This is a genomic window from Polaromonas sp. AET17H-212, from assembly GCF_002379085.1.
In the GTDB taxonomy this organism is placed as follows: domain Bacteria; phylum Pseudomonadota; class Gammaproteobacteria; order Burkholderiales; family Burkholderiaceae_C; genus Polaromonas.
The window spans coordinates 360,401-383,177 of the sequence record NZ_NBZW01000001.1 but is presented as its reverse complement, the minus strand read 5'-3'; the positions used below and the strand labels follow the sequence as shown (position 1 = coordinate 383,177).

Annotated in this window: 20 protein-coding genes; 17 read left to right on the top strand and 3 right to left on the bottom strand. The window is 63.9% G+C overall.

Annotated elements, in window-relative coordinates:
* Positions 1-196: 196 nt before the first annotated feature.
* Entirely contained in the window at positions 197-742 is a 546-nt protein-coding gene (gene ppa / locus B7G53_RS01760; protein ID WP_096662600.1) for an inorganic diphosphatase, read from the top strand.
* A 74-nt stretch (positions 743-816) separates the two neighbouring features.
* Here ppa and B7G53_RS01755 read toward each other — a convergent pair whose 3' ends face one another.
* Positions 817-1,518, bottom strand: a complete 702-nt coding sequence (locus B7G53_RS01755) for a hypothetical protein (protein ID WP_096662598.1) — start codon at positions 1,516-1,518, stop codon at positions 817-819.
* Between the two features lie 300 nt (positions 1,519-1,818).
* Between B7G53_RS01755 and B7G53_RS01750 the strand changes: the two genes are divergently transcribed.
* From B7G53_RS01750 to B7G53_RS01700, 11 genes are all read left to right on the top strand, one after another.
* Positions 1,819-2,286, top strand: coding sequence for a DUF2721 domain-containing protein (locus B7G53_RS01750; protein ID WP_096662596.1), 468 nt, complete (start codon positions 1,819-1,821; stop codon positions 2,284-2,286).
* Positions 2,287-2,374: 88 nt separating this feature from the next.
* Positions 2,375-2,998 carry an isochorismatase family protein gene (locus tag B7G53_RS01745; protein WP_096662594.1) on the top strand — a complete coding sequence of 208 codons (624 nt, stop codon included), beginning with the start codon at positions 2,375-2,377 and terminating at the stop codon, positions 2,996-2,998.
* Between the two features lie 100 nt (positions 2,999-3,098).
* The gene (locus tag B7G53_RS01740; RefSeq protein ID WP_096662592.1) at positions 3,099-3,386 is read left to right on the top strand and encodes an encapsulin-associated ferritin-like protein; all 288 of its coding nucleotides are present in this window, start codon (positions 3,099-3,101) and stop codon (positions 3,384-3,386) included.
* A 247-nt stretch (positions 3,387-3,633) separates the two neighbouring features.
* Complete coding sequence (locus B7G53_RS01735) at positions 3,634-4,128, top strand: GlcG/HbpS family heme-binding protein (protein ID WP_096662590.1); 495 nt, start codon at positions 3,634-3,636, stop codon at positions 4,126-4,128.
* A gap of 240 nt (positions 4,129-4,368) precedes the next feature.
* Positions 4,369-5,346, top strand: coding sequence for an acrylyl-CoA reductase (NADPH) (gene acuI, locus B7G53_RS01730; protein ID WP_096662588.1), 978 nt, complete (start codon positions 4,369-4,371; stop codon positions 5,344-5,346).
* Between the two features lie 36 nt (positions 5,347-5,382).
* Positions 5,383-7,296: a propionate--CoA ligase gene (locus B7G53_RS01725; protein ID WP_096662586.1), complete on the top strand. Its 1,914-nt coding sequence runs from the start codon at positions 5,383-5,385 to the stop codon at positions 7,294-7,296.
* Between the two features lie 622 nt (positions 7,297-7,918).
* On the top strand, positions 7,919-10,798 hold the full coding sequence (locus B7G53_RS01720; RefSeq protein ID WP_441338954.1) for a 2-oxoglutarate dehydrogenase E1 component: 2,880 nt from the start codon (positions 7,919-7,921) through the stop codon (positions 10,796-10,798).
* 54 nt (positions 10,799-10,852) lie between these two features.
* Positions 10,853-12,124, top strand: a complete 1,272-nt coding sequence (gene odhB / locus B7G53_RS01715) for a 2-oxoglutarate dehydrogenase complex dihydrolipoyllysine-residue succinyltransferase (protein ID WP_096662584.1) — start codon at positions 10,853-10,855, stop codon at positions 12,122-12,124.
* 10 nt (positions 12,125-12,134) lie between these two features.
* Entirely contained in the window at positions 12,135-13,562 is a 1,428-nt protein-coding gene (gene lpdA, locus B7G53_RS01710; protein ID WP_096662582.1) for a dihydrolipoyl dehydrogenase, read from the top strand.
* Between the two features lie 23 nt (positions 13,563-13,585).
* Positions 13,586-14,683, top strand: a complete 1,098-nt coding sequence (zapE, locus tag B7G53_RS01705; RefSeq protein WP_096662580.1) for a cell division protein ZapE — start codon at positions 13,586-13,588, stop codon at positions 14,681-14,683.
* On the top strand, positions 14,680-15,324 hold the full coding sequence (locus B7G53_RS01700) for a hypothetical protein (RefSeq protein WP_096662578.1): 645 nt from the start codon (positions 14,680-14,682) through the stop codon (positions 15,322-15,324). Before zapE ends, B7G53_RS01700 begins: the two co-directional genes overlap by 4 nt.
* Before the next feature lie 2 nt (positions 15,325-15,326).
* Here the strand turns inward: B7G53_RS01700 and B7G53_RS01695 are convergent, their stop codons facing one another.
* Positions 15,327-16,085 carry a PP2C family protein-serine/threonine phosphatase gene (locus B7G53_RS01695; RefSeq protein WP_096662576.1) on the bottom strand — a complete coding sequence of 253 codons (759 nt, stop codon included), beginning with the start codon at positions 16,083-16,085 and terminating at the stop codon, positions 15,327-15,329.
* Between the two features lie 85 nt (positions 16,086-16,170).
* On the opposite strand from B7G53_RS01695, the gene B7G53_RS01690 reads away from it, so the two are divergent.
* Complete coding sequence (locus B7G53_RS01690; protein ID WP_096662574.1) at positions 16,171-16,374, top strand: DUF465 domain-containing protein; 204 nt, start codon at positions 16,171-16,173, stop codon at positions 16,372-16,374.
* A complete protein-coding gene (locus tag B7G53_RS01685) occupies positions 16,374-18,380 on the top strand; it encodes an ATP-dependent DNA helicase (protein WP_096662572.1) in 2,007 nt (668 codons plus the stop codon). Before B7G53_RS01690 ends, B7G53_RS01685 begins: the two co-directional genes overlap by 1 nt.
* On the opposite strand, the gene B7G53_RS01680 is transcribed toward B7G53_RS01685, so the two are convergent.
* A complete protein-coding gene (locus B7G53_RS01680) occupies positions 18,343-19,164 on the bottom strand; it encodes an outer membrane protein assembly factor BamD (RefSeq protein ID WP_096662570.1) in 822 nt (273 codons plus the stop codon). The genes B7G53_RS01685 and B7G53_RS01680 overlap by 38 nt on opposite strands.
* Positions 19,165-19,181: 17 nt before the next feature.
* On the opposite strand from B7G53_RS01680, the gene B7G53_RS01675 reads away from it, so the two are divergent.
* From B7G53_RS01675 to B7G53_RS01665, 3 genes are all read left to right on the top strand, one after another.
* On the top strand, positions 19,182-20,216 hold the full coding sequence (locus B7G53_RS01675; RefSeq protein WP_096662569.1) for an RluA family pseudouridine synthase: 1,035 nt from the start codon (positions 19,182-19,184) through the stop codon (positions 20,214-20,216).
* A gap of 104 nt (positions 20,217-20,320) precedes the next feature.
* A complete protein-coding gene (scpB, locus tag B7G53_RS01670; RefSeq protein ID WP_096662567.1) occupies positions 20,321-21,010 on the top strand; it encodes an SMC-Scp complex subunit ScpB in 690 nt (229 codons plus the stop codon).
* A gap of 10 nt (positions 21,011-21,020) precedes the next feature.
* Complete coding sequence (locus B7G53_RS01665; protein ID WP_096662565.1) at positions 21,021-22,721, top strand: pseudouridine synthase; 1,701 nt, start codon at positions 21,021-21,023, stop codon at positions 22,719-22,721.
* The last annotated feature ends 56 nt before the right edge of the window (positions 22,722-22,777 follow it).

Sequence of the window (22,777 nt, the reverse complement as noted above, 5' to 3'; positions counted from 1 at the left end):
GCGCCACGCTAGCGGTGCCTCCGCTGCGTTGCTTCCTCGTTGCTCGTGTCCTACGTAGAGACAAGACGATTGGCCAACCTTTGAAATTTAACGCCAAATCGTGACAAGTTCGCGAAGCGTCAGGTCCGAATCAGTAAAATGAGGGTAAATACTGACTGAGCCGTCCACCTTTTCATTACTTCAACACAAAGAGACCATGTCCCTCGATAAAGTTACCCCCGGTAAAAACGCTCCCGACGCTTTCAACGTGATCATCGAAATCCCGATGAATGCCGACCCGGTCAAGTACGAGGTGGACAAGGAGTCCGGTGCGATTTTTGTGGACCGCTTCATGAGCACGTCCATGCATTACCCGACCAACTACGGCTATGTGCCCAAGACCCTCAGCGGCGACGGCGATCCGGTCGATGTGCTGGTGATCACGCCGGTGCCGCTGATCCCCGGAGTGGTGGTGACCTGCCGCGCCATCGGCATCCTGAAAATGACCGACGAGGCCGGCGAAGACGGCAAGGTGCTGGCCGTGCCGGTGGACAAGAAGTGCTCGCTGTACACCCAGTGGCAAAAGCCCGAAGACATGAACCCGCTGCGCCTGAAAACCATCGCCCATTTCTTTGAGCACTACAAGGACCTCGAAGACGGCAAGTGGGTCAAGATCCAGGGCTGGGAAGGGCCGGAGGCGGCACGCAAGGAAATCACCGATGGCATTGCCAACTACCAGAAAGAGCAAACCAGCATTGCTTGATTTTCAAGCGCTTTTGGCCTCCAGCCCCTGGCAGGCGAAAGCAGCTATCAAAACGAGAACAGACGGTGCAGGCGTCAGCCGATCACCAGCGCCTGTTCGATCCTGTGGAACAGCATGTCGGCATGTACCGCGCTGTAGCGGATGCTGACTTGCTCGGCGTCCGCCAGGGCCTGCACATCGTCCCAGCCCAGGGCGCGGTAACCACGCCCCTCGTCCGGCGTCGCTGCGCCCTCGGTGCGGGTGACCGTGATGCACACCCGGGTCTGGTCACCGGCGGGTTCGCTGCTGAGCACCACGTTGGCGGGGGCGTGCGCCGCGTCGGTCAGCGCAATCAGGCTGGCGGTGAACACAGTGCGCAACGCAAAAACAGAGGTGGCGACATCGGGCGCGTTGACCTGGTTGGCGACCGTGAAGCCGCGAAAGGCCAGATCGGTCGCCAGCATGCCCAGCGCTTCCTCGATGCCGGCCTCCAGCGCGATGCTGCCGTTTTCCTTGGGGACGACCCAGGTGATCAGGTTCATGCTGGCGGCGGATGCCGAACGCGACAGTGTGCTGATCGACTTGCTGTTGTCGCGCAGAACGGCCAGGTCGGGGGTCTCTGCCTGCAGCCGCCGGTCGAGAATGGCGGCAATCATGCCTATGGGCTGCAGTGTGCCGGCCATGTGGTGGCGGATGGCCGGCGCGATGCGGCGCAGCAGCGCGTAGCGGGCGGCCTCCTCGCGGAGCAGGTCCTGGGTGGGGGCGGCTACCGGCAGGCGGACAGGGGTGGGTGTCATAACTTTTGATTCACGTTCAGGGAGGGCAACTCAAACATCCTATCATCGGGGCCTCGCTGCGCGGCCCGCTTGCGGTTGCGGGCAAGCCGCCAGCGGGGACAGCTTGTCCCGTCCCGCGGGGCGGCATCGCCACGCACAGCCCGCAGTTTGCCGGAGCTTGCTGGAACGGCGTGTCGGACAGCGACGACTCTTGCGTAGGAAGGCCGCGGCAAAAGCCTGGCCAGGCTGAACAACCGGCGCGCAAGCTGATGGCCGCATGACAAAATACCGATCTTCCCAACCGATAAGCTGGAGTCCTGCATGAACTTTGCGCCTGACCTTGCCGCGGTTACCCACGGCATACAGCTCGCTGTGGCGCCGGTGTTCCTGCTCACGGCCGTTTCCGGGATGATTGCCGCCGTGGCGGGCCGGCTGGCCCGCATCATTGACCGCGCGCGTTTTCTGGAGAATCGGCTGGAAAGTGGCGGCGTCGAGGAGGCCAAAGCCATCAGGATGTATGCGGAGCTGGGCGAACTGCGGCACCGTGGCTGGCTGGTCAACGGCTGTCTGGCCCTGCTGACCTTTTGCGCCATCCTGATCGGCCTGACCATTGTGCTGCTTTTCCTCGGCGAGACCAGCGACCTGCCCACGCTCAAGATCGCCACGGTGAGTTTCCTCTCGGGGGTGTTCTGTTTCCTGCTGGCGCTGCTGTGTTTCCTGGCCGAAACCCTGCTGGCAACGCGCCTGCTCAAGTTTGCACAACTGCCGGTACAGCCACCGGCGCCCTGACATTCCACCGGCTTGCGGTGAAAAGAGCCTGGCGCTCCCGCTGCACCGGGTCGAAAAACCATTTTGAACCCAACTCTCAGGACTACCTATGTTGCTTGATGCCGATGACTCCCAACTCGTGCTGGTGGACTACCAGGTCCGCCTGATGCCCGCCATTTTTGAAGGCGACCTCGTGGTTGCCAATGCGCTGCGGCTGGCCGGCATGGCCAGGCTCATGGAGGTGCCGGTCTGGGGCACGGCGCAGACGCCCGACAAGCTGGGCCCCAACCTGCCCGGGGTCGCTGCTGCCATCGCGGCGGCCGGCGGCAGGACGCTGGACAAGATGCATTTCAACGCCGTGGACGATGGCCTGGCCGAGTGGCTGCGGCCACCCGCCCGCAAGGCCCCTGCAGGCGGCAATGCCCGCAGCCTGCCCAAACACCTGCAGAAGGCCGCGCCGGCAGAAGAAGAAGGGCGGGGCGTCATCGTGATGGCCGGCTGCGAGGCGCATGTGTGCCTGCTGCAGACCGCGCTGGGCCTGCTCGAAGAGGAGTTCGAGGTCTGGGTCGTGACCGACGCCTGCAGTTCGCGCACCGAACGCAACCGCGATGCGGCCTTCGACCGCTTGGCCGGCGCCGGCGCCGAACTGGTGACGACCGAGATGGTGGCGTTTGAGTGGCTGCGCACCGCGGAGCATCCGGCGTTCAGGGACGTGCTGGCCCTGGTGGAGTAGCGCGCGCAATTCATTGAGCGCAGTGATCGGACAAGCACCCTGATCACCGCCGCTCGGGCTGGGTTTGTTATAAGAACTGACTGCAACAGGAGAACACACCATGTCCAGTGTTGGTTACCACGAACCCATCAATGAACTGTCCGACGAAACCCGGGACATGCACCGGGCCATCGTCTCGCTCATGGAGGAGCTGGAGGCGGTGGACTGGTACAACCAGCGCGCCGATGCCTGCAAAGACCCCGACCTCAAGGCCATCCTCCAGCACAACCGTGACGAGGAAAAGGAACATGCGGCCATGGTTCTCGAGTGGATCCGCAGGAAGGATCCTAAATTTTCGAGTGAGATGAAAGACTACCTCTTCACGGACAAGCCCATCGCGCACAAGTGAGCCACGCGTTCCTGGCCGTGGCGCGGCCGGTGGCCAAGGGGGCTGACGGGTGGGTGAGAAGGGCTTTGCCAAATCGGCGCCAGCCGCTACGATGGTGCTGGACTTGCCCTTCCGTCGGGGGATGAATCGTGTGACCTTTCCCGCGCGGCGGGGTGTCACTCTGTAGCCCCACCAGTACGGGTGTCGTCTGCCTGGAAGTTGGCCGTCCCGTTTCTTCCCTGGAACCCAGCGATCTGCAGGAGACACCATGCGTACTTCAACCCTTCTGGCCCTCGTGCTCTTCGGGCTTGCCGGACTCGCCTTTGCGCAACAGGCCACGTTTCAGACCAAATCACTCACGCCGGAAACGGCGCTGACAGCGGCCAGGGCGGCCATGGAGGCCTGCCGCCAGCAAGGCTACCAGATCGGCGTGGCCGTGGTCGACCGTGCCGGCCTGACCCAGGTCTTTCTGCGTGACCGTTTCGCGGGTCCGCACACCGTGGAGGTCGCCACCAACAAGGCGTGGACGGCTGTCAGTTTCCGCACCTCCACGCTGGCGCTGGCGGCGGAAACCCAGGCGGGCCGGCCCATGAGCGGCATTCGCGGCGTGCCGCGCATGCTCGCGGTGGGGGGTGGCCTTCTGATTGAGGGTGGCGGCGCCATTTATGGCGCCATTGGTGTCTCTGGTGCCCCTGGCGGCGAAGTTGATGAGGTCTGCGCTCAGGCCGGGATCAAGGCGATCGCCGACGCGCTTGAGTTTTGACGCCATCGAGGCGGGCTGTCCGTCGGTTGGGGGGGGGGCAATGGCAGGGTTACCGCCTTTTTCATCGGACGGCCCTCCAAGTGCTGCCGTGGCTCGGTTGTGCAGGTGCGGTTTGGCGCTGGGCGACCAAGTCGGGCGGACCACCGACAGACTTTGAGATGTCCTGGGGAACCTGTCAGTCCCATGCAAGTCTGTTATAAATAATTATGAATTCAGTTTAGAGACTAACCGGAGACAACCATGTTCAAAGCCCTGCAACTCAACAAGTCCGATGCCGGCTTTTCTGCCGCGCTTGTTTCTCTCGATGAAGCCCAGTTGCCGGCCGGCGATGTGCTGGTGCAGGTCGAGTATTCGACCCTGAACTACAAGGATGGCCTGGCCATCACCAACACCGGCCCGGTGGTGCGCAGCTGGCCCATGGTGGCGGGCATTGATGGTGCGGGCACGGTGCTCGAATCCAGCCACCCCGCGTGGAAAACCGGCGACCGTTTCATCCACAACGGCTGGGGCCTGGGCGAGACGCGCTGGGGCCTGATGGCCGAACGCGCGCGCCTGCAGGGCGACTGGCTGGTCAGGCTGCCGGCCGCTTTCACCACACGCCAGGCCATGGCCATCGGCACGGCGGGTTACACCGCCATGCTGTGTGTGCTGGCGCTGGAAAAGCATGGCCTGAAGCCCGGCGACGGTGAGGTGCTGGTCACGGGTGCCACCGGCGGTGTCGGCAGCGTGGCGGTGGCGCTGTTGGGCAAGCTCGGTTACCGCGTGGTGGCGGCCACCGGCAAGGCCAGCGAGGAAGCTTATCTGAAGCAACTGGGCGCGGGCGCCGTGATGGACCGGGCCGAGCTGGCTGCACCGGGCAAGCCGCTGCAAAAGGAACGCTGGGCCGCCGTGGTGGACGCGGTCGGTTCGCACACGCTGGCCAATGCCTGCGCGCAAACGCGTTACGGCGGCGTGGTGGCGGCCTGCGGGCTGGCCCAGGGGGCGGACTTTCCGGTCACGGTGATGCCCTTCATCCTGCGTGGCGTGACACTGGCAGGCATCGACAGCGTGCTGGCCCCGCTGGCGCGCCGCCAGCAGGCCTGGGACAGGCTGGCGACGGACCTGGACCCGGCCAAACTCGAAGCCATCGTGGAAGAAGTACCACTGAGCCGGGCGGCAGAAAAAGCCGCTGACTTGATGGCCGGCAAGGTGCGCGGCCGCATCGTCGTCAAGATCTGAGCCCTGGACCCAACGAAACATTCCGGAGACAAACGCATGACAAGCTACGCCGACTTCTACCGTCAGTCGATCGAGCAGCCCGACGCCTTCTGGGCCGAGCAGGCCAGACTGATTGACTGGCAGCAGCCTTTCACGCGGGTCTGCAACGACGACAAGCCGCCGTTTGTGAACTGGTTTGAAGGCGGTACCACCAATCTGTGCCACAACGCGGTGGACCGGCATCTGAAAGACCGGGCCGGCCGGGCGGCGCTGATTTACGTGTCGACCGAAACCGGCATCGAAAAAACCTACAGCTTTGCCGAATTGCATGTCGAAGTGCAGCGCATGGCGGCCAGCCTGAAGGCGCTGGGCGTGCAAAAGGGCGACCGCGTGCTGATCTACATGCCCATGATTGCCGAGGCGGCGTTTGCCATGTTGGCCTGTGCGCGCATAGGCGCCATTCATTGCGTGGTGTTCGGAGGGTTTGCCAGCGGCTCGCTGGCCTCGCGCATCGAGGACGCGACGCCCAAGGTGATCGTCAGTGCCGACGCGGGCTCGCGCGGCGGCAAGATCGTGCCTTACAAGCCGCTGCTGGACGAGGCGATCCGCCTGTCCAGCCACAAGCCCGAGGCGGTGCTGCTGGTGGACCGCGGACTCTCGCCGATGCAACTGATGGCCGGGCGCGACCAGTTGTGGTCGGATCTGCGCGCCAGGCACCTGGACGACCAGGTGCCCTGCGAATGGATGAAGTCCACCGACATCAGCTACACGATTTACACCAGCGGCACCACGGGCAAGCCCAAGGGCGTGCAGCGCGACACCGGCGGCTACGCGGTGGCGCTGGCCGCCAGCATGCAACACATCTTCGACGGCCGGCCGGGCGAAACCTATTTCTCGACCAGCGACATCGGCTGGGTCGTCGGCCACAGCTACATCATTTATGGTCCGCTGATTGCCGGCATGGCGACGCTGATGTACGAGGGCCTGCCGACACAGGGCCTGGACAAGCAGCCCGACGGCGGCATCTGGTGGCGCCTGGTCGAAAAATACAAGGTCACGGCCATGTTCAGCGCACCGACGGCGGTGCGCGTCTTGAAGAAGCAGGACCCGGCGCTGCTCAAGAAATACGACCTGTCCAGCCTGCGCGCGTTGTACTTGGCCGGTGAGCCGCTGGACGAGCCGACCGCGCGCTGGATCAGCGAGGGCTTGAACGTGCCCATCATCGACAACTACTGGCAGACCGAAAGCGGCTGGCCGATCCTGACGATTGCCAACGCGGTCGAGAAAAAACCCAGCAAGTTCGGCAGCCCCGGCATTCCGATGTACGGCTACAACGTCAAGCTGCTGCACGAGTCGACCGGCGAAGAGCTGACGCAGCCGAACGAAAAGGGGGTGGTCGTGCTGGAGGGGCCGACGCCGCCGGGCTTCATGCAGACGATCTGGAAGGACGATGCGCGTTTCGTCAACACCTACTGGAAAAGCGTGCCCGGCAAGATGGTCTACAGCACCTTCGACTGGGGCATACGCGACGAGGACGGTTACTACTTCATCCTGGGCCGCACTGACGACGTGATCAATGTGGCGGGACACCGGCTGGGCACGCGCGAGATCGAGGAAAGCATTTCCGGCCATGCCGGTGCGGCGGAGGTGGCCGTGGTCGGTGTGGCGGACAGCCTCAAGGGGCAGGTGGCCATGGCGTTTGTGGTGCCCAAGGACAGCAGCGTGCTGACGGACGGCGCCGCGGCACTCAAGCTCGAAGGTGAGATCATGAGGCGCGTGGACCAGGACCTGGGCGCGCTGGCCCGGCCCTCGCGTGTGCGTTTTGTGTCGGTGCTGCCGAAAACCCGCAGCGGCAAGCTGCTGCGGCGCGCGATCCAGGCGGTGTGTGAGGGGCGCGACGCCGGCGACCTGACCACCATGGACGATCCGGCAGCACTGCAGCAGATCCGGGACCTGATGGGCGCAGCCTGACAGCCGGGGCGCGCCCCTGCCTCTTGATGCAAAAAGTGGTGTTGGCCATGATGGCACTTGCGCCATCAGCTATGAAAAATGTAGCATTCCGGCTGTTTCAATAGCCTTGGGCGGGTGAAGGCAGGCGATCGCGGTGGCCTGCGACCGGATCGCGGTTATTTCTTGAAAACCACCGCGCCGGTGACCATGCCGGCACCGGGGTTCCTGGCATAGGTCAGGCCCGTATACGGGCTGGCGGTCTGCGCTACCGCGTTGTGAGTCGGGCGCCAAAATGGGCCGGCGTATCCAGGACATGCGCCTGAATGGCAAGCCCGTTGAAGCCTGGGCCGCCCAAACTCAATCTGCCGAGCCTGGTCGGCATGCCGGTAATCCCGGCCTGGCCTGAGGCGCCGGGTCCAGCCGGCAGCGGCTGACACTTCCTGACAAAACCCGGGCGCCTGGGTGGCGGCCCGGGTTTCGTCATTTAGCCATTCGGTGGCACAATTGAGGGTGTTTCTGAAGGCCCTTCCTTGCCACAGTCGCATCCGCTAATCGGTCCAGCCGTGTTGCGGAAGGTTAATCAACCAGCCACATCCTGCTGTGGCCAGCTAATGTTTCCCCAAGGGAAACGGAGGTCAGCGTAATGAGTTCCCTGCCGGCGGCATCGTCCGTCTATTCGGCCTATCAAGGCAACACCTATCTCTTCGGCGGCAATGCGCCCTATGTCGAAGAGATGTACGAAAACTACCTTGCCAACCCCGGCAGCGTGCCCGACAACTGGCGCGAGTATTTCGACGCCCTGCAAAATGTGCCTGCCGTTGACGGCAGCAACGCCAAAGACGTGCCGCATCTGCCGGTCGTCAACGCCTTCGCCGAACGTGCCAAGCAGGGCGTGACCCGTGTGGTGGGTGCTTCCACCGCCGACTCCGAGTGGGGACGCAAGCGCACGGCCGTCCAGCAGCTGATTGCCGCCTACCGCAACGTCGGCGCCCGCTGGGCCGACCTGGACCCCCTCAAACGCACCGAGCGCGACAACATTCCCGAGCTCGACCCGTCGTTCTACGGGTTCACCGATGCCGACCAGGAAGCGGTGTTCAACACCAGCAACACCTTCTTCGGCAAGGAAACCATGAGCCTGCGCGAGCTGCTCAATGCGCTGCGCGAGACCTACTGCGGCACCATCGGTGCCGAGTACATGTACATGACGGACCAGAACCAGAAGCGCTGGTGGCAGCAAAAACTCGAAGCCATCCGCAGCAAGCCTCATTTCACGCCCGAGAAGAAACGCCACATCCTGGACCGCCTGTCGGCGGCGGAAGGCCTGGAGCGTTTCCTTCACACCAAATATGTCGGGCAAAAACGCTTCTCGCTCGAAGGCGGCGAGAGCTTCATCGCCAGCATGGACGAACTGATCCAGCGCGGCGGCAGCATCGGCGTGCAGGAGATCGTGATCGGCATGGCCCACCGCGGCCGCCTGAACGTGCTGGTCAACTCGCTGGGCAAGGTGCCGGCCGACCTGTTTGCCGAGTTTGAGCACACCGCCCCGGAAGACCTGCCCAGCGGCGACGTCAAGTACCACCAGGGTTTCAGTTCCGACGTCACCACCCCCGGCGGGCCGGTGCACCTGAGCCTGGCGTTCAATCCCTCGCACCTCGAAATCGTCAATCCAGTGGTCGAGGGCTCGGTGCGCGCCCGCATGGATCGCCGCGCCGACCCCAAGGGCTTGCAGGTGTTGCCGGTGCTGGTGCACGGCGACGCGGCGTTTGCCGGGCAGGGCGTGGTCATGGAAACCCTGGCCCTGGCCGAGACCCGGGGCTACTCCACCGGTGGCACGGTGCACATCGTGATCAACAACCAGATCGGTTTCACCACCAGCGACCCGCGCGACAGCCGCTCCACGCTGTACTGCACCGACGTCGTCAAGATGATCGAGGCGCCCGTGTTGCACGTCAATGGCGACGACCCGGAAGCCGTGGTGCTGGCGACCCAGCTCGCGCTCGAGTTCCGCATGGAATTCCAGAAGGACGTCGTGGTGGACATCATCTGTTTCCGCAAGTTGGGCCACAACGAGCAGGACACGCCGGCGCTCACGCAGCCGCTGATGTACAAGAAAATTGCACAACACCCCGGTACCCGCAAACTGTACGCCGACAAGCTGGCGGCGCAGGGCATGGGCGAGACGCTGGGTGACGACATGGTCAAGGCCGTGCGCGCCGCGCTGGATGCCGGCAAAAGCACCTTTGACCCGGTCATCACCAACTTCAAGAGCAAGTACGCGGTGGACTGGAGCCCCTACCTGGGCAAGAAATGGACCGACGCCGGCGACACCGCCATTCCGATGGCCGAGTGGAAACGTCTGTCTGAAAAAATCAGCACCATCCCGCCGACGGTCACGGCCCACCAGCTTGTCAAGAAGGTGTACGACGACCGCGCAGCCATGGGCCGCGGCGACATTCCGGTGGACTGGGGCATGGGCGAACACATGGCGCTGGCCTCGCTGGTGGCCAGCGGCTACCCGGTGCGCCTGTCCGGCGAGGACTGTGGACGCGGCACATTCACCCACCGCCATTCGGTGATCCACGACCAGAGCCGTGAGAAGTGGGATACCGGCACCTATGTGCCGCTGCAGAACGTGGCCGACAACCAGGCTCCGTTTGTCGTGATCGACTCCATCCTGTCGGAAGAGGCGGTGCTGGCGTTCGAATACGGTTATGCCTCCAACGATCCCAACACGCTGGTGATCTGGGAAGCACAGTTCGGCGACTTCGCCAACGGTGCACAGGTCGTGATCGACCAGTTCATCGCCTCGGGCGAGGTCAAGTGGGGCCGTGTCAACGGCATCACGTTGATGCTGCCGCACGGTTATGAAGGCCAGGGGCCGGAGCACAGCTCGGCGCGCCTGGAGCGTTTCATGCAGCTGTCGGCCGACACCAACATGCAGGTGGTCCAGCCGACGACGGCCAGCCAGATCTTCCATGTGCTGCGCCGCCAGATGGTGCGCAACCTGCGCAAGCCGCTGGTCATCATGACGCCCAAGTCGCTGCTGCGCAACAAGGATGCCACCTCGCCACTGTCCGAGTTCACCAAGGGCGGTTTCCAGACGGTGATCCCCGACAGCGGCGGGCTCAAGGCCGACAAGGTCAAACGTGTCGTCGCCTGTTCGGGCAAGGTCTACTACGACCTGGCCAAGAAGCGCGAGGAAAAGGGCGTCGACGACGTCGCCATCCTGCGTGTGGAGCAGCTCTATCCCTTCCCACACAAGGCTTTTGCGGCCGAGCTGAAGAAGTACCCGAATGTCACCGACATCGTCTGGTGCCAGGACGAGCCGCAGAACCAGGGCGCCTGGTTCTTCGTGCAGCACTACATCCATGAAAACATGGCCGAAGGCCAGAAGCTGGGTTACTCGGGCCGTGCGGCCTCGGCGTCCCCGGCCGTGGGTTATTCGCACCTGCACCAGGAACAGCAAAAAGCGCTGGTCGACGGCGCCTTCGGCAAGCTCAAGGGCTTTGTCCTGACCAAATAAGAGGGCTGCGCCGGCTGGCGCACCCCATCGAACCCACAACCCGAAAGAATTCACATGGCTATCGTAGAAGTCAAGGTCCCGCAGTTGTCCGAATCCGTGGCGGAAGCCACCATGCTGCAGTGGAAGAAAAAAGTCGGCGACGCCATCGCCATCGACGAAATCCTGATCGAGATCGAAACCGACAAGGTGGTGCTGGAAGTGCCCGCGCCTGCCGCCGGTGTCCTGGCCGAGATCCTGGTCGCCGACGGTGGCACGGTCACGGCCGAACAGCTGATTGCCAGAATCGATACCGAAGGCAAGGCCTCTGCTGCTGCACCTGCCGCAGCAGCGGTGGCTGTGGCCACTGCCTCCGCCCCCGCTGCTGCGCCTGCGGCTTCCGGTGGCAGCATGGCCGGTGTGCCGATGCCTGCCGCCGCCAAGCTGATGGCCGACAACCAGTTGGCTTCCGGCTCGGTTCCCGGAACCGGCAAGGATGGCCGGGTCACCAAGGGCGACGTGCTAGTCGCGGTGGCCGGCGGTGCCCCATCTGCTCCTAAATCAGTAGCTGCCAGCGCAATACCTACGGGCGCTCCAACCACTTCCTTGCCTCAAGTGGCGGCGCCGACCAGGGCCCGCGACCTGGGCGACCGTCCCGAGCAGCGCGTGCCCATGAGCCGCCTGCGTGCCCGTATTGCCGAGCGCCTGCTGCAATCGCAGTCGACCAACGCCATCCTGACCACCTTCAATGAAGTCAACATGGCGCCGGTGATGGAAATGCGCAAGAAGTTCCAGGACCAGTTCACCAAGGAGCACGGCGTGAAGATCGGCTTCATGAGTTTCTTTGTGAAAGCCGCCGTGCATGCACTGAAGAAATTTCCGGTGATCAATGCGTCGGTCGACGGCAATGACATCGTCTACCACGGCTACTTCGACATCGGCATCGCCGTCGGTTCGCCGCGCGGCCTGGTGGTGCCCATTCTGCGCAATGCCGACCAGATGAGTTTTGCCGACATCGAAAAGAAGATTGCCGAGTTCGGGAAAAAAGCACAGGACGGCAAGCTGGGCATTGAAGACATGACCGGCGGCACCTTCTCGATTTCCAACGGTGGAACCTTCGGCTCCATGTTGTCGACCCCGATCATCAACCCGCCCCAGTCGGCCATCCTGGGCGTGCATGCCACCAAGGACCGCGCCGTTGTAGAGAACGGTCAGATCGTGATCCGCCCGATGAACTACCTCGCCATGAGCTACGACCACCGCATCATCGACGGCCGCGAAGCCGTGCTCGGCCTGGTGGCGATGAAGGAAGCGCTGGAAGACCCGGCACGTTTGTTGTTTGACATCTAAGGAGCCGTACATGTCCAAACAATTCGACGTGATCGTCATTGGTGGCGGTCCCGGTGGCTACATTGCCGCCATCCGCGCTGCCCAGCTGGGCTTCAACGTCGCCTGCATCGACGAGTGGAAAAACGCCAAGGGCGGGCCGGCCCTGGGCGGTACCTGCACCAACATCGGCTGCATTCCGTCCAAGGCCTTGCTGCAATCGTCGGAACATTTCGACCACGCCAGCCACCACTTTGCCGACCATGGCATCGAGGTCCAGGGCCTGGGCCTGGACGTTGCGAAGATGCTGGCGCGCAAGGACACGGTCGTCAAGCAGAACAACGACGGCATCGTCTACCTGTTCAAGAAGAACAAGGTCACCTTCTTCCATGGCCGAGGCTCTTTCGTCGCGGCGAAGGACGGTCTTTATGACATCAAGGTGGCGGGAGCCGCCGAGGAAACCCTCTCCGGCAAACATGTCATCGTGGCCACGGGTTCGAATGCACGCGCCTTGCCCGGCGCGCCTTTTGATGAAGAAAATATCCTGTCCAACGATGGCGCCCTGCGTATCGGTGCCGTGCCCAAAAAGCTGGGCCTGATCGGCTCCGGCGTGATCGGCCTGGAAATGGGCTCGGTCTGGCGGCGCCTCGGTGCCGAGGTGACCATCCTGGAAGGCCTGCCCACCTTCCTGGGGGCTGTTGATCAGCAGATCGCCAAGGAAGCGCACAAGGCCTTTGTCAAGCAGGGTCTGAAAATCGAGCTCGGCGTCAAGGTTGGCGAGATCAAGTCCGGCAAAAAAGGCGTATCCGTCGCCTGGACCAATGCCAAGGGCGAGGCCCAGACGCTCGATGTCGACAAGCTGATTGTCTCGATCGGCCGGACCGCCAACACCATCGGCCTGACGCCGGAAACCGTGGGCCTGGCGCTGGACGAGCGTGGCGCCATCGTGGTCGACGAAGAATGCAAAACCAACTTGCCCAACGTCTGGGCCGTCGGTGATGTGGTGCGCGGCCCCATGCTGGCGCACAAGGCGGAAGAAGAGGGTGTGGCGGTGGCCGAGCGCATTGCCGGCCAGCACGGCCATGTCAACTTCAACACCATTCCCTGGGTCATCTACACCAACCCCGAGATTGCCTGGGTCGGCCAGACTGAAGAGCAGCTCAAGGCGGCGGGCCGGGCCTACAAGGCCGGCACCTTCCCCTTCATGGCCAACGGCCGCGCGCGCGCCCTGGGCGATACCACCGGCATGGTGAAAATGCTGGCGGACGCCGCCACCGACGAAATTCTCGGCGTGCACATCGTCGGCCCCTTCGCCAGCGAACTGATCGCCGAATGTGTTGTGGCCATGGAATTCCGTGCCAGCGCAGAAGACATTGCGAGAATCTGCCATGCCCATCCGTCGCTCAGCGAGGCCACCAAGGAGGCGGCGCTGGCCGTCGACAAGCGGACGCTGAATTTCTGATTCCCGGCACCGAAGCCTTGACGATGTCGGTGCGTTCGGATTACGAGTCTGAACTGAAGACGCGGGGTTACACCAGTGACCCCGCCCAGTTGCGGGCGGTGGACGCGCTGGAGCGTTGTGCCACCGAATGGGCGGCGTTCAAGGAGAAGCGTTCCAATCCGCTCAAGAAGCTGATCAACCGGCCCGACATCCCGCGCGGGGTTTACATGTACGGCGGGGTGGGGCGCGGCAAAAGCTTCCTGATGGACTGCTTTTACAACGCGGTTCCGCTCAAGCGCAAGACGCGCCTGCATTTTCACGAATTCATGCGTGAAGTTCACCGGGAACTGCGCGATCTCCAGGGCACGGTCAACCCGCTCGACGAGCTGGGTAAACGTATTGCCAAACGTTACCGCCTCATCTGCTTTGACGAGTTTCACGTCGCCGACATCACCGATGCGATGATTCTGCACCGCCTGCTGGCGGCGCTGTTTGACAATGGCGTGGGTTTTGTCACCACCTCCAATTTCCATCCCGACGACCTCTACCCGAACGGCCTGCACCGGGACCGCATTTTTCCGGCGATAGCGCTGCTCAAGCAGAACCTTGAAGTCATCAGCGTGGACAACGGGACCGACTACCGCCGGCGCACGCTCGAGCAGGTCAGGCTCTACCACACGCCGCTGGGGCCGCAGGCCGACGCGGAGATGGAGGAAACTTTTCAGCGGCTGGCGGAGTCCCATGACGAATCGCCGGTGCTGCACATCGAGTCGCGAAAAATCTATGCCAGGCGCAAGGCGGGCGGCGTCGTCTGGTTCGATTTCAAGACCCTGTGCGGCGGACCGCGTTCGCAAAATGACTACCTGGAAATCGCCACCCAGTTTCACACGGTGCTTCTCAGCAATGTGCCGCACATGCCTGTGCGCATGGCATCCGAGGCGCGGCGCTTTACCTGGCTGGTTGATGTGTTGTACGACCGGCGTGTCAAACTCATCATGTCGGCCGAAGTCCCCCCGGAGGCGTTATATACCGAAGGTCCCCTGGCACACGAGTTTCCCCGGACGGTTTCCAGGCTCAATGAAATGCAGTCTGCCGAGTTTTTGGCGCTGGAGCGCAGAAATGTGGATACCACCCTGACATGAAAAAACTGTTTCTTTTCCTGCTGCTGTCCACCCTGGGTTTCGCGTCAAGCGCTCAGACCCAGGATGAGTTGGTGTCGGCCGCCGCCGAACGCGAACGGCAGCGCATCAGCGCCGAGCGCGCCAGCCTGGAGGCGGCGTTTGCTGCGGAAGAAGACGCCTGTTACAAGAAGTTTTTTGTCAACAGCTGCCTCAATGCCATCAAACCCAGACGGCGCGAGGCGATGGCCGACCTGAAGTTACGGGAAGTTGCCCTCAATGAGCAGGAGCGCCGGCAAAAGGCGGCCGAGCAGGTTCGCAAGATCGAGGAAAAATCGTCACCCGAGGCTGAGCGGCAGGCGGCCGAGCGCCGCGCGACGGCGCTGGAAGCCACCAAAGCCCGCGAAGAGCGGACGCGCCAGAAGGCCAGCGACCGCAGCGATTTGCAGCAGAACGAAGCATCCAATGCGGCCGCGGCGGCCGGTAAGGACCAAGGCGCGAAGCAGAGGGCCCAGGCGCGTGCAGACAAGCAGGCCGCCAGTGCCAAAGAGGCCCAGATTTACAAGGACAAGCAGCAGGAAGCGCAGGAGAGAAAAGCCACCCGCGAGCAGAGGCTGCGCGAGCAGACGAAACCGGCGGCCAAGCCCTTGCCCGCCCCTGGCTGAGGTCAGGCCAGTGCCTCAAGCTTGACGATCACCAGCGACAGGTTGTCGCCGCTGCCGTGAGCCCGCGACCGTGCTTTCTGGATCAGGAATTCGGTGGCCTCGCGTGGCGACAACATCGACAGGGCGGAGCCCATCTCACTGGGACTGAAATAGTGCCAGACACCGTCGCTGCAGGCGATCAGTGAGTCGCCCGGACCCAGGTGGGGAATGTAGTGCTGGCTCACCGGTGGCGCCTCCTCGGTGCCCAGACAGCCCATCAAGATGTTGGACTGCGGATGCACGTTGGCTTCTTCCTCGGTGAGTTCGCCTTTGTCCACCAATGTCTGGACATACGAGTGGTCGATGGTCCGCGTGACCAGTTTGGCGCCCCGAAAATGGTAAATACGCGAGTCGCCGGCGTGGACCCAGTGGCAGTCGCCGCCCGGGTTGATCAGAAACGCAGCCAGCGTGCTGTGCGGCTCCTGTTCGGCGGAAATGGCCGTGAGCTTGATCACGGTGTGGGCTTCTTCCAGCAGCTGTTTGAGCATGGCCACCGCATCGTCGGTGTCGGGGGCATAACGCTCGAACAGCTGTTTGGCGGTCATCATGACCTGGTCGGACGCCTTGCGCCCACCGCTTCGGCCGCCCATGCCGTCGGCCACGATGCCGAGCATGCAGCCGGCGATGCGCGGGTGGCTGAGCAGGGCCACCTGGTCCTGCTGGTAGTCGCGGTCTCCCTTGTGGATACCGGTTGACGCCGTAATTCGATAACCTTTGGACATATTGAAATGGCCGAGTCATGTGGACTCGATTTATCTCCGTAATCGACGTATTATCAGATGAAGCTGCCCGCCCGGATAAAAAAACTTGGACTTCAACCTGCACTCCCCGGAGCGTCACCTCATAGACCTCAAGATCGAACATGCGGATCTCAATGCCCTGGTGGACCTCACCGCACATGCCGTACCGATCGACGAGTTGATGCTCAGGCGCCTGAAAAAACGCCGCCTGTTGCTGCGTGACCTGATCTCCCAGCTCGAGCTGGCCCTCGACCCGCCCGAACCCGCCTGATGAACCTGGAATCGCAAGTTCTGGAGGCTTTTGCCCCCGAAGGTGTGCTGGCGCGCGCAGCCGAGCATTTTGTCCCGCGCAGCGGACAGACCGAGATGGCCCTGGCCGTGGCGCGCGCCATCGAAGGCGCGTATCCGCTGGTGGTGGAGGCCAGCACCGGTGTCGGAAAAACCTTCTCTTACCTGGTGCCGGCCCTGCTCAGCGGCGAGCGGGTGCTGCTGTCCACCGCCACCAAGGCCCTGCAGGACCAGTTGTTCGGACGCGACCTGCCGGCCCTGGTCAAGGCCCTGGGCGTGCCGGTCAGCACCGCCTTGCTCAAGGGGCGCGGCAGTTACCTCTGTCTGCACCGCATGGAGATGGCCCGCCATGACGCGAACTTTCCGGAGCGTAGCTCGCTTCGCACGCTGGCCAAGGTGGAGGAGTGGGCGCGCGGAACGGACACCGGCGATCTGGCTGAACTGCCCGGGCTGGACGAACGTTCACCAGTGATCCCCTGGGTGACCTCCACCCGGGAAAACTGCCTCGGCGCCCAGTGCCCACGCTTTCGCGCCTGCCACGTCAACCATGCACGCCGTGAAGCGCTGGCGGCCGACGTGGTGGTGATCAACCACCACCTGTTTTTTGCGGATCTGGCGGTGCGCGAGTCTGGCGTGGCCGAACTGCTGCCGACCGTGCGCATTGCGATTTTTGACGAGGCGCACCAGCTCAATGAAACCGGGGTGCAGTTTCTCGGGAAAAACCTGTCGACCGGACAACTCCTCGATTTTGCGCGCGACATGCTGGGCACCGGGCTGCAGCTGGCGCGCGGCCTGCTGGACTGGCAGGCGCTGGCCGGGGCGACCGAACATGCCGCGCGTGACCTGCGCCTGTGTGTGGGCAAGGCCTATCCGGGCAGCAAGCTGCGCTGGACCGATGCCGCGCCCGAAGGCCTGGCCCCCGTCGAATGGGCGCAGGCGCTGGCGGCCGTCAGCACCGCGCTGGCCGGCGCCTGTGAGGCCCTGAACACCGTCAGTGAGATGGCCCCGGATTTCGTGCGCCTGCACGAGCGCGCGGCCGAACTGGAGGCGCGGGCCCGTGCGTTTGCCCTTGACCCCGAGCCCGGCGGTGTCCGCTGGCTGGATGTGGGCACCCAGCTGCGGCTGGTGGAGTCCCCGCTGGACATCGCCCAGGCCATTCAGGCCAGGGTGTTCAGCGACGACAAAGCGGCGGCGAAAACCTGGGTCTTCACCTCGGCCACCTTGGGCGACGATGCGCAACTGAGCTGGTTCACGCAGCCCTGCGGCTTGACCGGCGCCACGGTGTTGCAGGTGGGCAGCCCGTTCGACTATGCGCGCCAGGCGGCGTTTTACGTTCCTCGAAACTTCCCCAAGCCGGGCGACCCGACGCACACGGCTGCGGTGGCGGCCTCCGCTGCGGACTGGGCACGCCGGCTGGGCGGCCGCACCATGGTGCTGACAACGACCTTGCGCGCCTTGCGCGCCATCGGCGAGGCCCTGCAGGCGAGCTTTGAAAGTTCGGCTGAGATCGAGGTGCTGGTGCAGGGGGCGATGCCCAAGCGGACCCTGATTGAGCGTTTTCGCCAGGCCGACAGCCATGGCGGACGCGGCTGTGTGCTGGTGGCGTCCGCCTCCTTCTGGGAAGGCATCGATGTGCCGGGTGAGGCGCTGCAGCTGGTGATCATCGACAAGCTGCCGTTTCCGCCACCCAACGACCCGATGGTGGAGGCCAGGTCGCGGCTGCTGGAGTCAGAAGGCAAAAGTGCTTTCAACGACTATTTCCTGCCGGAAGCTGCCGTGGCGCTGAAGCAGGGTGCCGGACGGTTGATTCGCCGCGAGACCGATCAGGGCGTGCTGGTGGTCTGCGACAGCCGCCTGGCATCCATGGGTTACGGCAAGCGGCTGCTGCGTGCGCTGCCGCCCATGCAGCGCCTCGCGTCGGAAGAGGAGTTGAACGAGCGGCTGGATCTGCTTACCAGAACTTGTACCAGGGCCCATCCACCGACTTGAAGCCCTTGGACAGGTATTCGCTCTGCGGGAAGCTTCTTTCCATCACGCGTTTGGTGTCGTCACGCAGCTGGGTCATGTTGAGGGCGTCATAGGACTTGTACAGAATGAACAAGGCTTCTTCGAGCACCGGCACATCGCGGTAGTCTGCAATCGCGGTTTGCGCACGGTTGATGGCCGAGATGTAGGCGCCACGGGTGTAGTAGTAGCGGGCCACATGGACTTCATACTGGGCCAGGGAGTTGACGATGTAGTTCATGCGCAGGCGTGCGTCGGCCGAATACTTGGACTCGGGAAAACGGTTGACCAGCTCCTTGAAGGACTCGAAAGATTCCTTGGCGGCCTTCTGGTCCCGCTCGGACAGGTCCTGCTTGTACAGGAAGCTGAACAGGCCCAGGTTTTCATTGAAGTTGACCAGGCCCTTGAGGTACAGGGCATAGTCGATTGCCGGGCTGGCCGGGTGCAGCTTGATGAAGCGGTCCAGCGTGGCCAGGGCCTGTGCCTGCTCGCCGCTCTTGAACTGGGCATAGGCTTTTTCCAGCTGGGCTTGTTGCGCCAGCGGTGTACCGGCCGCGCGGCCTTCGAGCTTTTCAAACAGCGGGACAGCCTTGTCGTAGGCGCCGGAATTCACTTCGTCCCTGGCTTCCGTGTAAATCTTGTTGGGGCTCCAGTTGGCCGTGGGGTCCTTCACGGTGGAAGAACATGCCGAAAGGACGAATGCACAGACAAGCATGGCCGCTGCCACGGGGCGTGTGGCTGGAACAACCGATAATTTGGTGGAAAACATCGCAATTGATCCTATTGATGACTGATTCTGTACAAAGCAAACTGATTATATCGAGCGCCACTGCGGCGGGCACTCTGACCGATGACATTCTGGGGGAGGGCGAGACGGCCGCCGATGCCGAGTTGCGCGAGGTCAGTGTTCCCGTGGAGAGTCACGGTGCGCGCCTGGACCGGGCACTGGCTGGCATTGTGCCCGAGTTCTCCCGCAGCTATCTGCAGCAACTGATCGAGGCGGCCGCGGTGCAGCTCAATGGCGTCACGGTGACCAAGGTCTCCGCCAAGGTCAAGGCCGGCGACGACCTCAAGATCGAACTCAAGCCCACGCCGCAAAGCCAGGCCTTCAAGCCGGAGGTGATGGCGCTGGAGGTTCTTTTTGAGGACGAGCATCTGCTGGTTATCAACAAACCGGCCGGCCTGGTGGTGCATCCGGCGCCCGGCAACTGGAGCGGCACGCTGCTCAACGGGCTGCTGGCGCGCGATCCCCAGGCCAGCCTGCTGCCGCGCGCGGGCATTGTGCACCGGCTGGACAAGGACACCAGCGGCCTCATGGTGGTGGCGCGCAGGCGCCAGGTCATGGACCAGCTGGTGGCCATGATTGCCGAGCGAAGTGTCAGCCGCGAATACATCGCGCTGGCCCACGGCGCCTGGGAAGGGCCAAAGTCGCGCCAGGTCGAGGCGCCGATAGGCCGCGACCCGCGCAATCGCCTGCGCATGGCGGTGGTGGACCTGGAGAAAACGGCCGGCAAGACCGCCTCGACCGGCTTTTACCTGCTGCAAAACGAAGGGCCGTTTTGCCTGGTACGCTGCCGGCTGCAGACCGGCCGGACGCATCAGATCAGGGTGCACATGGCCTCCATCGGCCATCCGCTGGTGGCCGACGAGGTGTATGGCGGCAAGCCTGCCGCGGGCATGGCGCGGCAGGCCCTGCATGCCTGCCGACTGGCTTTCACCCACCCCGTCACCGGCGCAGCCCTCGAGTTCAGGGCGCCGCTGCCGGCGGATCTGGCCGCGGCGCTGGCCCAGCTGGGGCTGGGATACAATCAAATCCAGTAGTTTTCTGCTACCCGCCGCATGGCGCGCCCAGATGTTGTGGTTGCGCATGAATGTGAACTGCGCCGCCAGGCGCCTTTATCTCGAATCATTTCGGAACCAAGACCATGAATACGACGGATGCCAAGCGCGTCCTCGAAACGGCACTTATTTGCGCGCAGCAGCCGCTGCCTTTGCGTGAGATGGGTGTTTTGTTCAACGGGGCACTGACCGCCGACACCCTCAAGCTCCTGCTGGAGGATCTGCAAAACGACTGGTCCGGGCGGGGGGTGGAGCTGGTGCATGTCGCGACCGGCTGGCGTTTCCAGAGCCGGCCGCAGATGCGCGAGTACCTCGATCGCCTGCACCCTGAAAAACCGCCGCGCTACACCCGTGCCACGCTGGAGACGCTGGCCATCATTGCCTACCGCCAGCCGGTGACACGCGGCGACATGGAAGACATCCGGGGCGTGACCATCAACAGCATGCTTCTGAAGCAGCTCGAGGACCGCGGTTGGGTCGAGGTCATCGGCCACCGCGAAACTGTCGGGCGGCCGGGGCTGTATGCCACGACGCGGCAGTTTCTCGACGATCTGGGACTGGAGTCGCTGGACCAGTTGCCGGTCATGGACGCCACGGCGGCGCAGGCGTCCATGCTCGATCAGATCGAGTTTGGCATGTCCGCGGCTGTGGCCGGCGACGAGGCGACGCCCGGGCCGGCCGGCTTGCCGGTCGCAGAACTTTCCGATGCGGCGGATGCCGGCCATTCGCAGGACGCTCCGTTAACCAGCCTCACGGCCACCGATCCCAACGCCTGAACGCAAACGCATGAATCAAAAAGACAATCCGCCTCCGGCCACCGCTCCCACCTCCCAGGTTGATGAGCCCATTGTGCCGCCAGCCCCCGATTCAGCTGCGCAGCCAGCTCCTGATTTGATAGCAATCGGGGTGCCGCCTGCTGGCGATGCGGCCAATGTGGTGCCGGGCAGGCCCGAGCGCGCGGCGCCGGTGACGCCGGCGCTGGCCCGTTTTGAAGACGTGGTGACCGGCCAGTTCGATGCCGATGAAGAAGAAGACGTGGCGCTTGAGCTTCCCAAGCGCGTGCTGCTGCCCCAGCCGGAAACGCCCAAACTGCACAAGGTGCTGGCGCAGGCGGGACTTGGTTCCCGGCTGGAAATGGAGCAGCTGATTTTGGAAGGCCGGATTTCCGTCAATGGTGAACCGGCTCACATTGGCCAGCGCATCCAGTTTGGCGACACCGTCAAGGTCAACGGCAAGCCGATCCGCGTGCGCATCGACCCGCCGCCGCCGCGGGTCATCGCCTACCACAAGCCTGCCGGTGAGGTGGTATCGCATGACGATCCGCAAAACCGGCCGACGGTGTTTCGCCGTCTGCCCAAGCTGTTCCAGGGCAAGTGGCAATCGGTGGGCCGGCTCGACCTGAACACCGAGGGACTTTTGCTGCTGACCAGTTCCGGTGAACTCGCCAACAAACTCATGCATCCCCGTTTTGGTCTGGAGCGAGAGTACGCGGTGCGTGTGCTGGGCGCGCTGAACAACGAGGAGAAAAAGCGCTTGCTCGACGGCGTGCAGCTCGACGACGGCCTGGCCCAGTTCAGCACGATTGAAGCCGGCGGCGGCGAGGGCGCCAACTGTTGGTACCGCGTGACGATTTCAGAAGGTCGCAACCGCGAGGTGCGCCGCATGTTCGAAGCCGTGGGTCACGCTGTCAGCCGCCTGATCCGCATCCGTTACGGTGCGGTGGTGCTGCCGCGCGGTCTCAAGCGCGGCGCCTTTGTCGAACTCGACGAACGCGATATCGATGCGCTGACCAACGCTGTCGGACGCTCAGAGGCCCGTGCCGATCCGCGTGGCGCCAACAGGAGCACCGGGGAAGCCGGGGCGGGCGGGGAAGCCGGCTCCGGCGAGGGCCGGCCAGGGCGCGGGCCGCGCCGCAACGACCGCCCACGCGGCGGACGGGGACGGCCCGACAACGGCGCCAACCGGGCACCGGATGCGCAGGTCATGCCGGAAAAAAGCCGGACGACCGAGCAAGGCGATCATGGCGATGAGGCCGGCCATGATCCGCTGGACCTTCAGCCACCCCTGAATCGCAACGAAGCGCCACGCGACGCCAACCGTCGCCGTGGCGCCAAGGGCGGGCGCGGCAACGGGGGCAACCCCGGCGCCGGTCCCCGCTCCGGCCCGCCTGGCAAGTTTGGCGGCAACACCGGCGGGCAGGGCCCGAAACGCCGCGACGACCGGGGCGGCGACCGTGACAACCGCGGTGACAAGGGCCCTGGCGGAGCGCAGCCCGACCCGATGAAGACCTCGTTTGGTTATATCGGTGCGGAAACCTTTACCCGCCAGCGGCAGGCGCCGGGCCAGGGCCAACGTCGTGCGGGGAGCGGTACGGGCGGCGGCGGTGCTTCGGGCCCACGGCGCAGCGGCGGAGGTGGCGGTGGCGGTGGCGGTGGAAACCGCGGCGGAAATCGCAGCGGGGGCGGCAACCGCGGCGGAAATCGCTGACTCCCCGGCGCGTCCAGACGCTCTTTTGCCCAAGGGCCATTGTCCGCGGGTTAAAA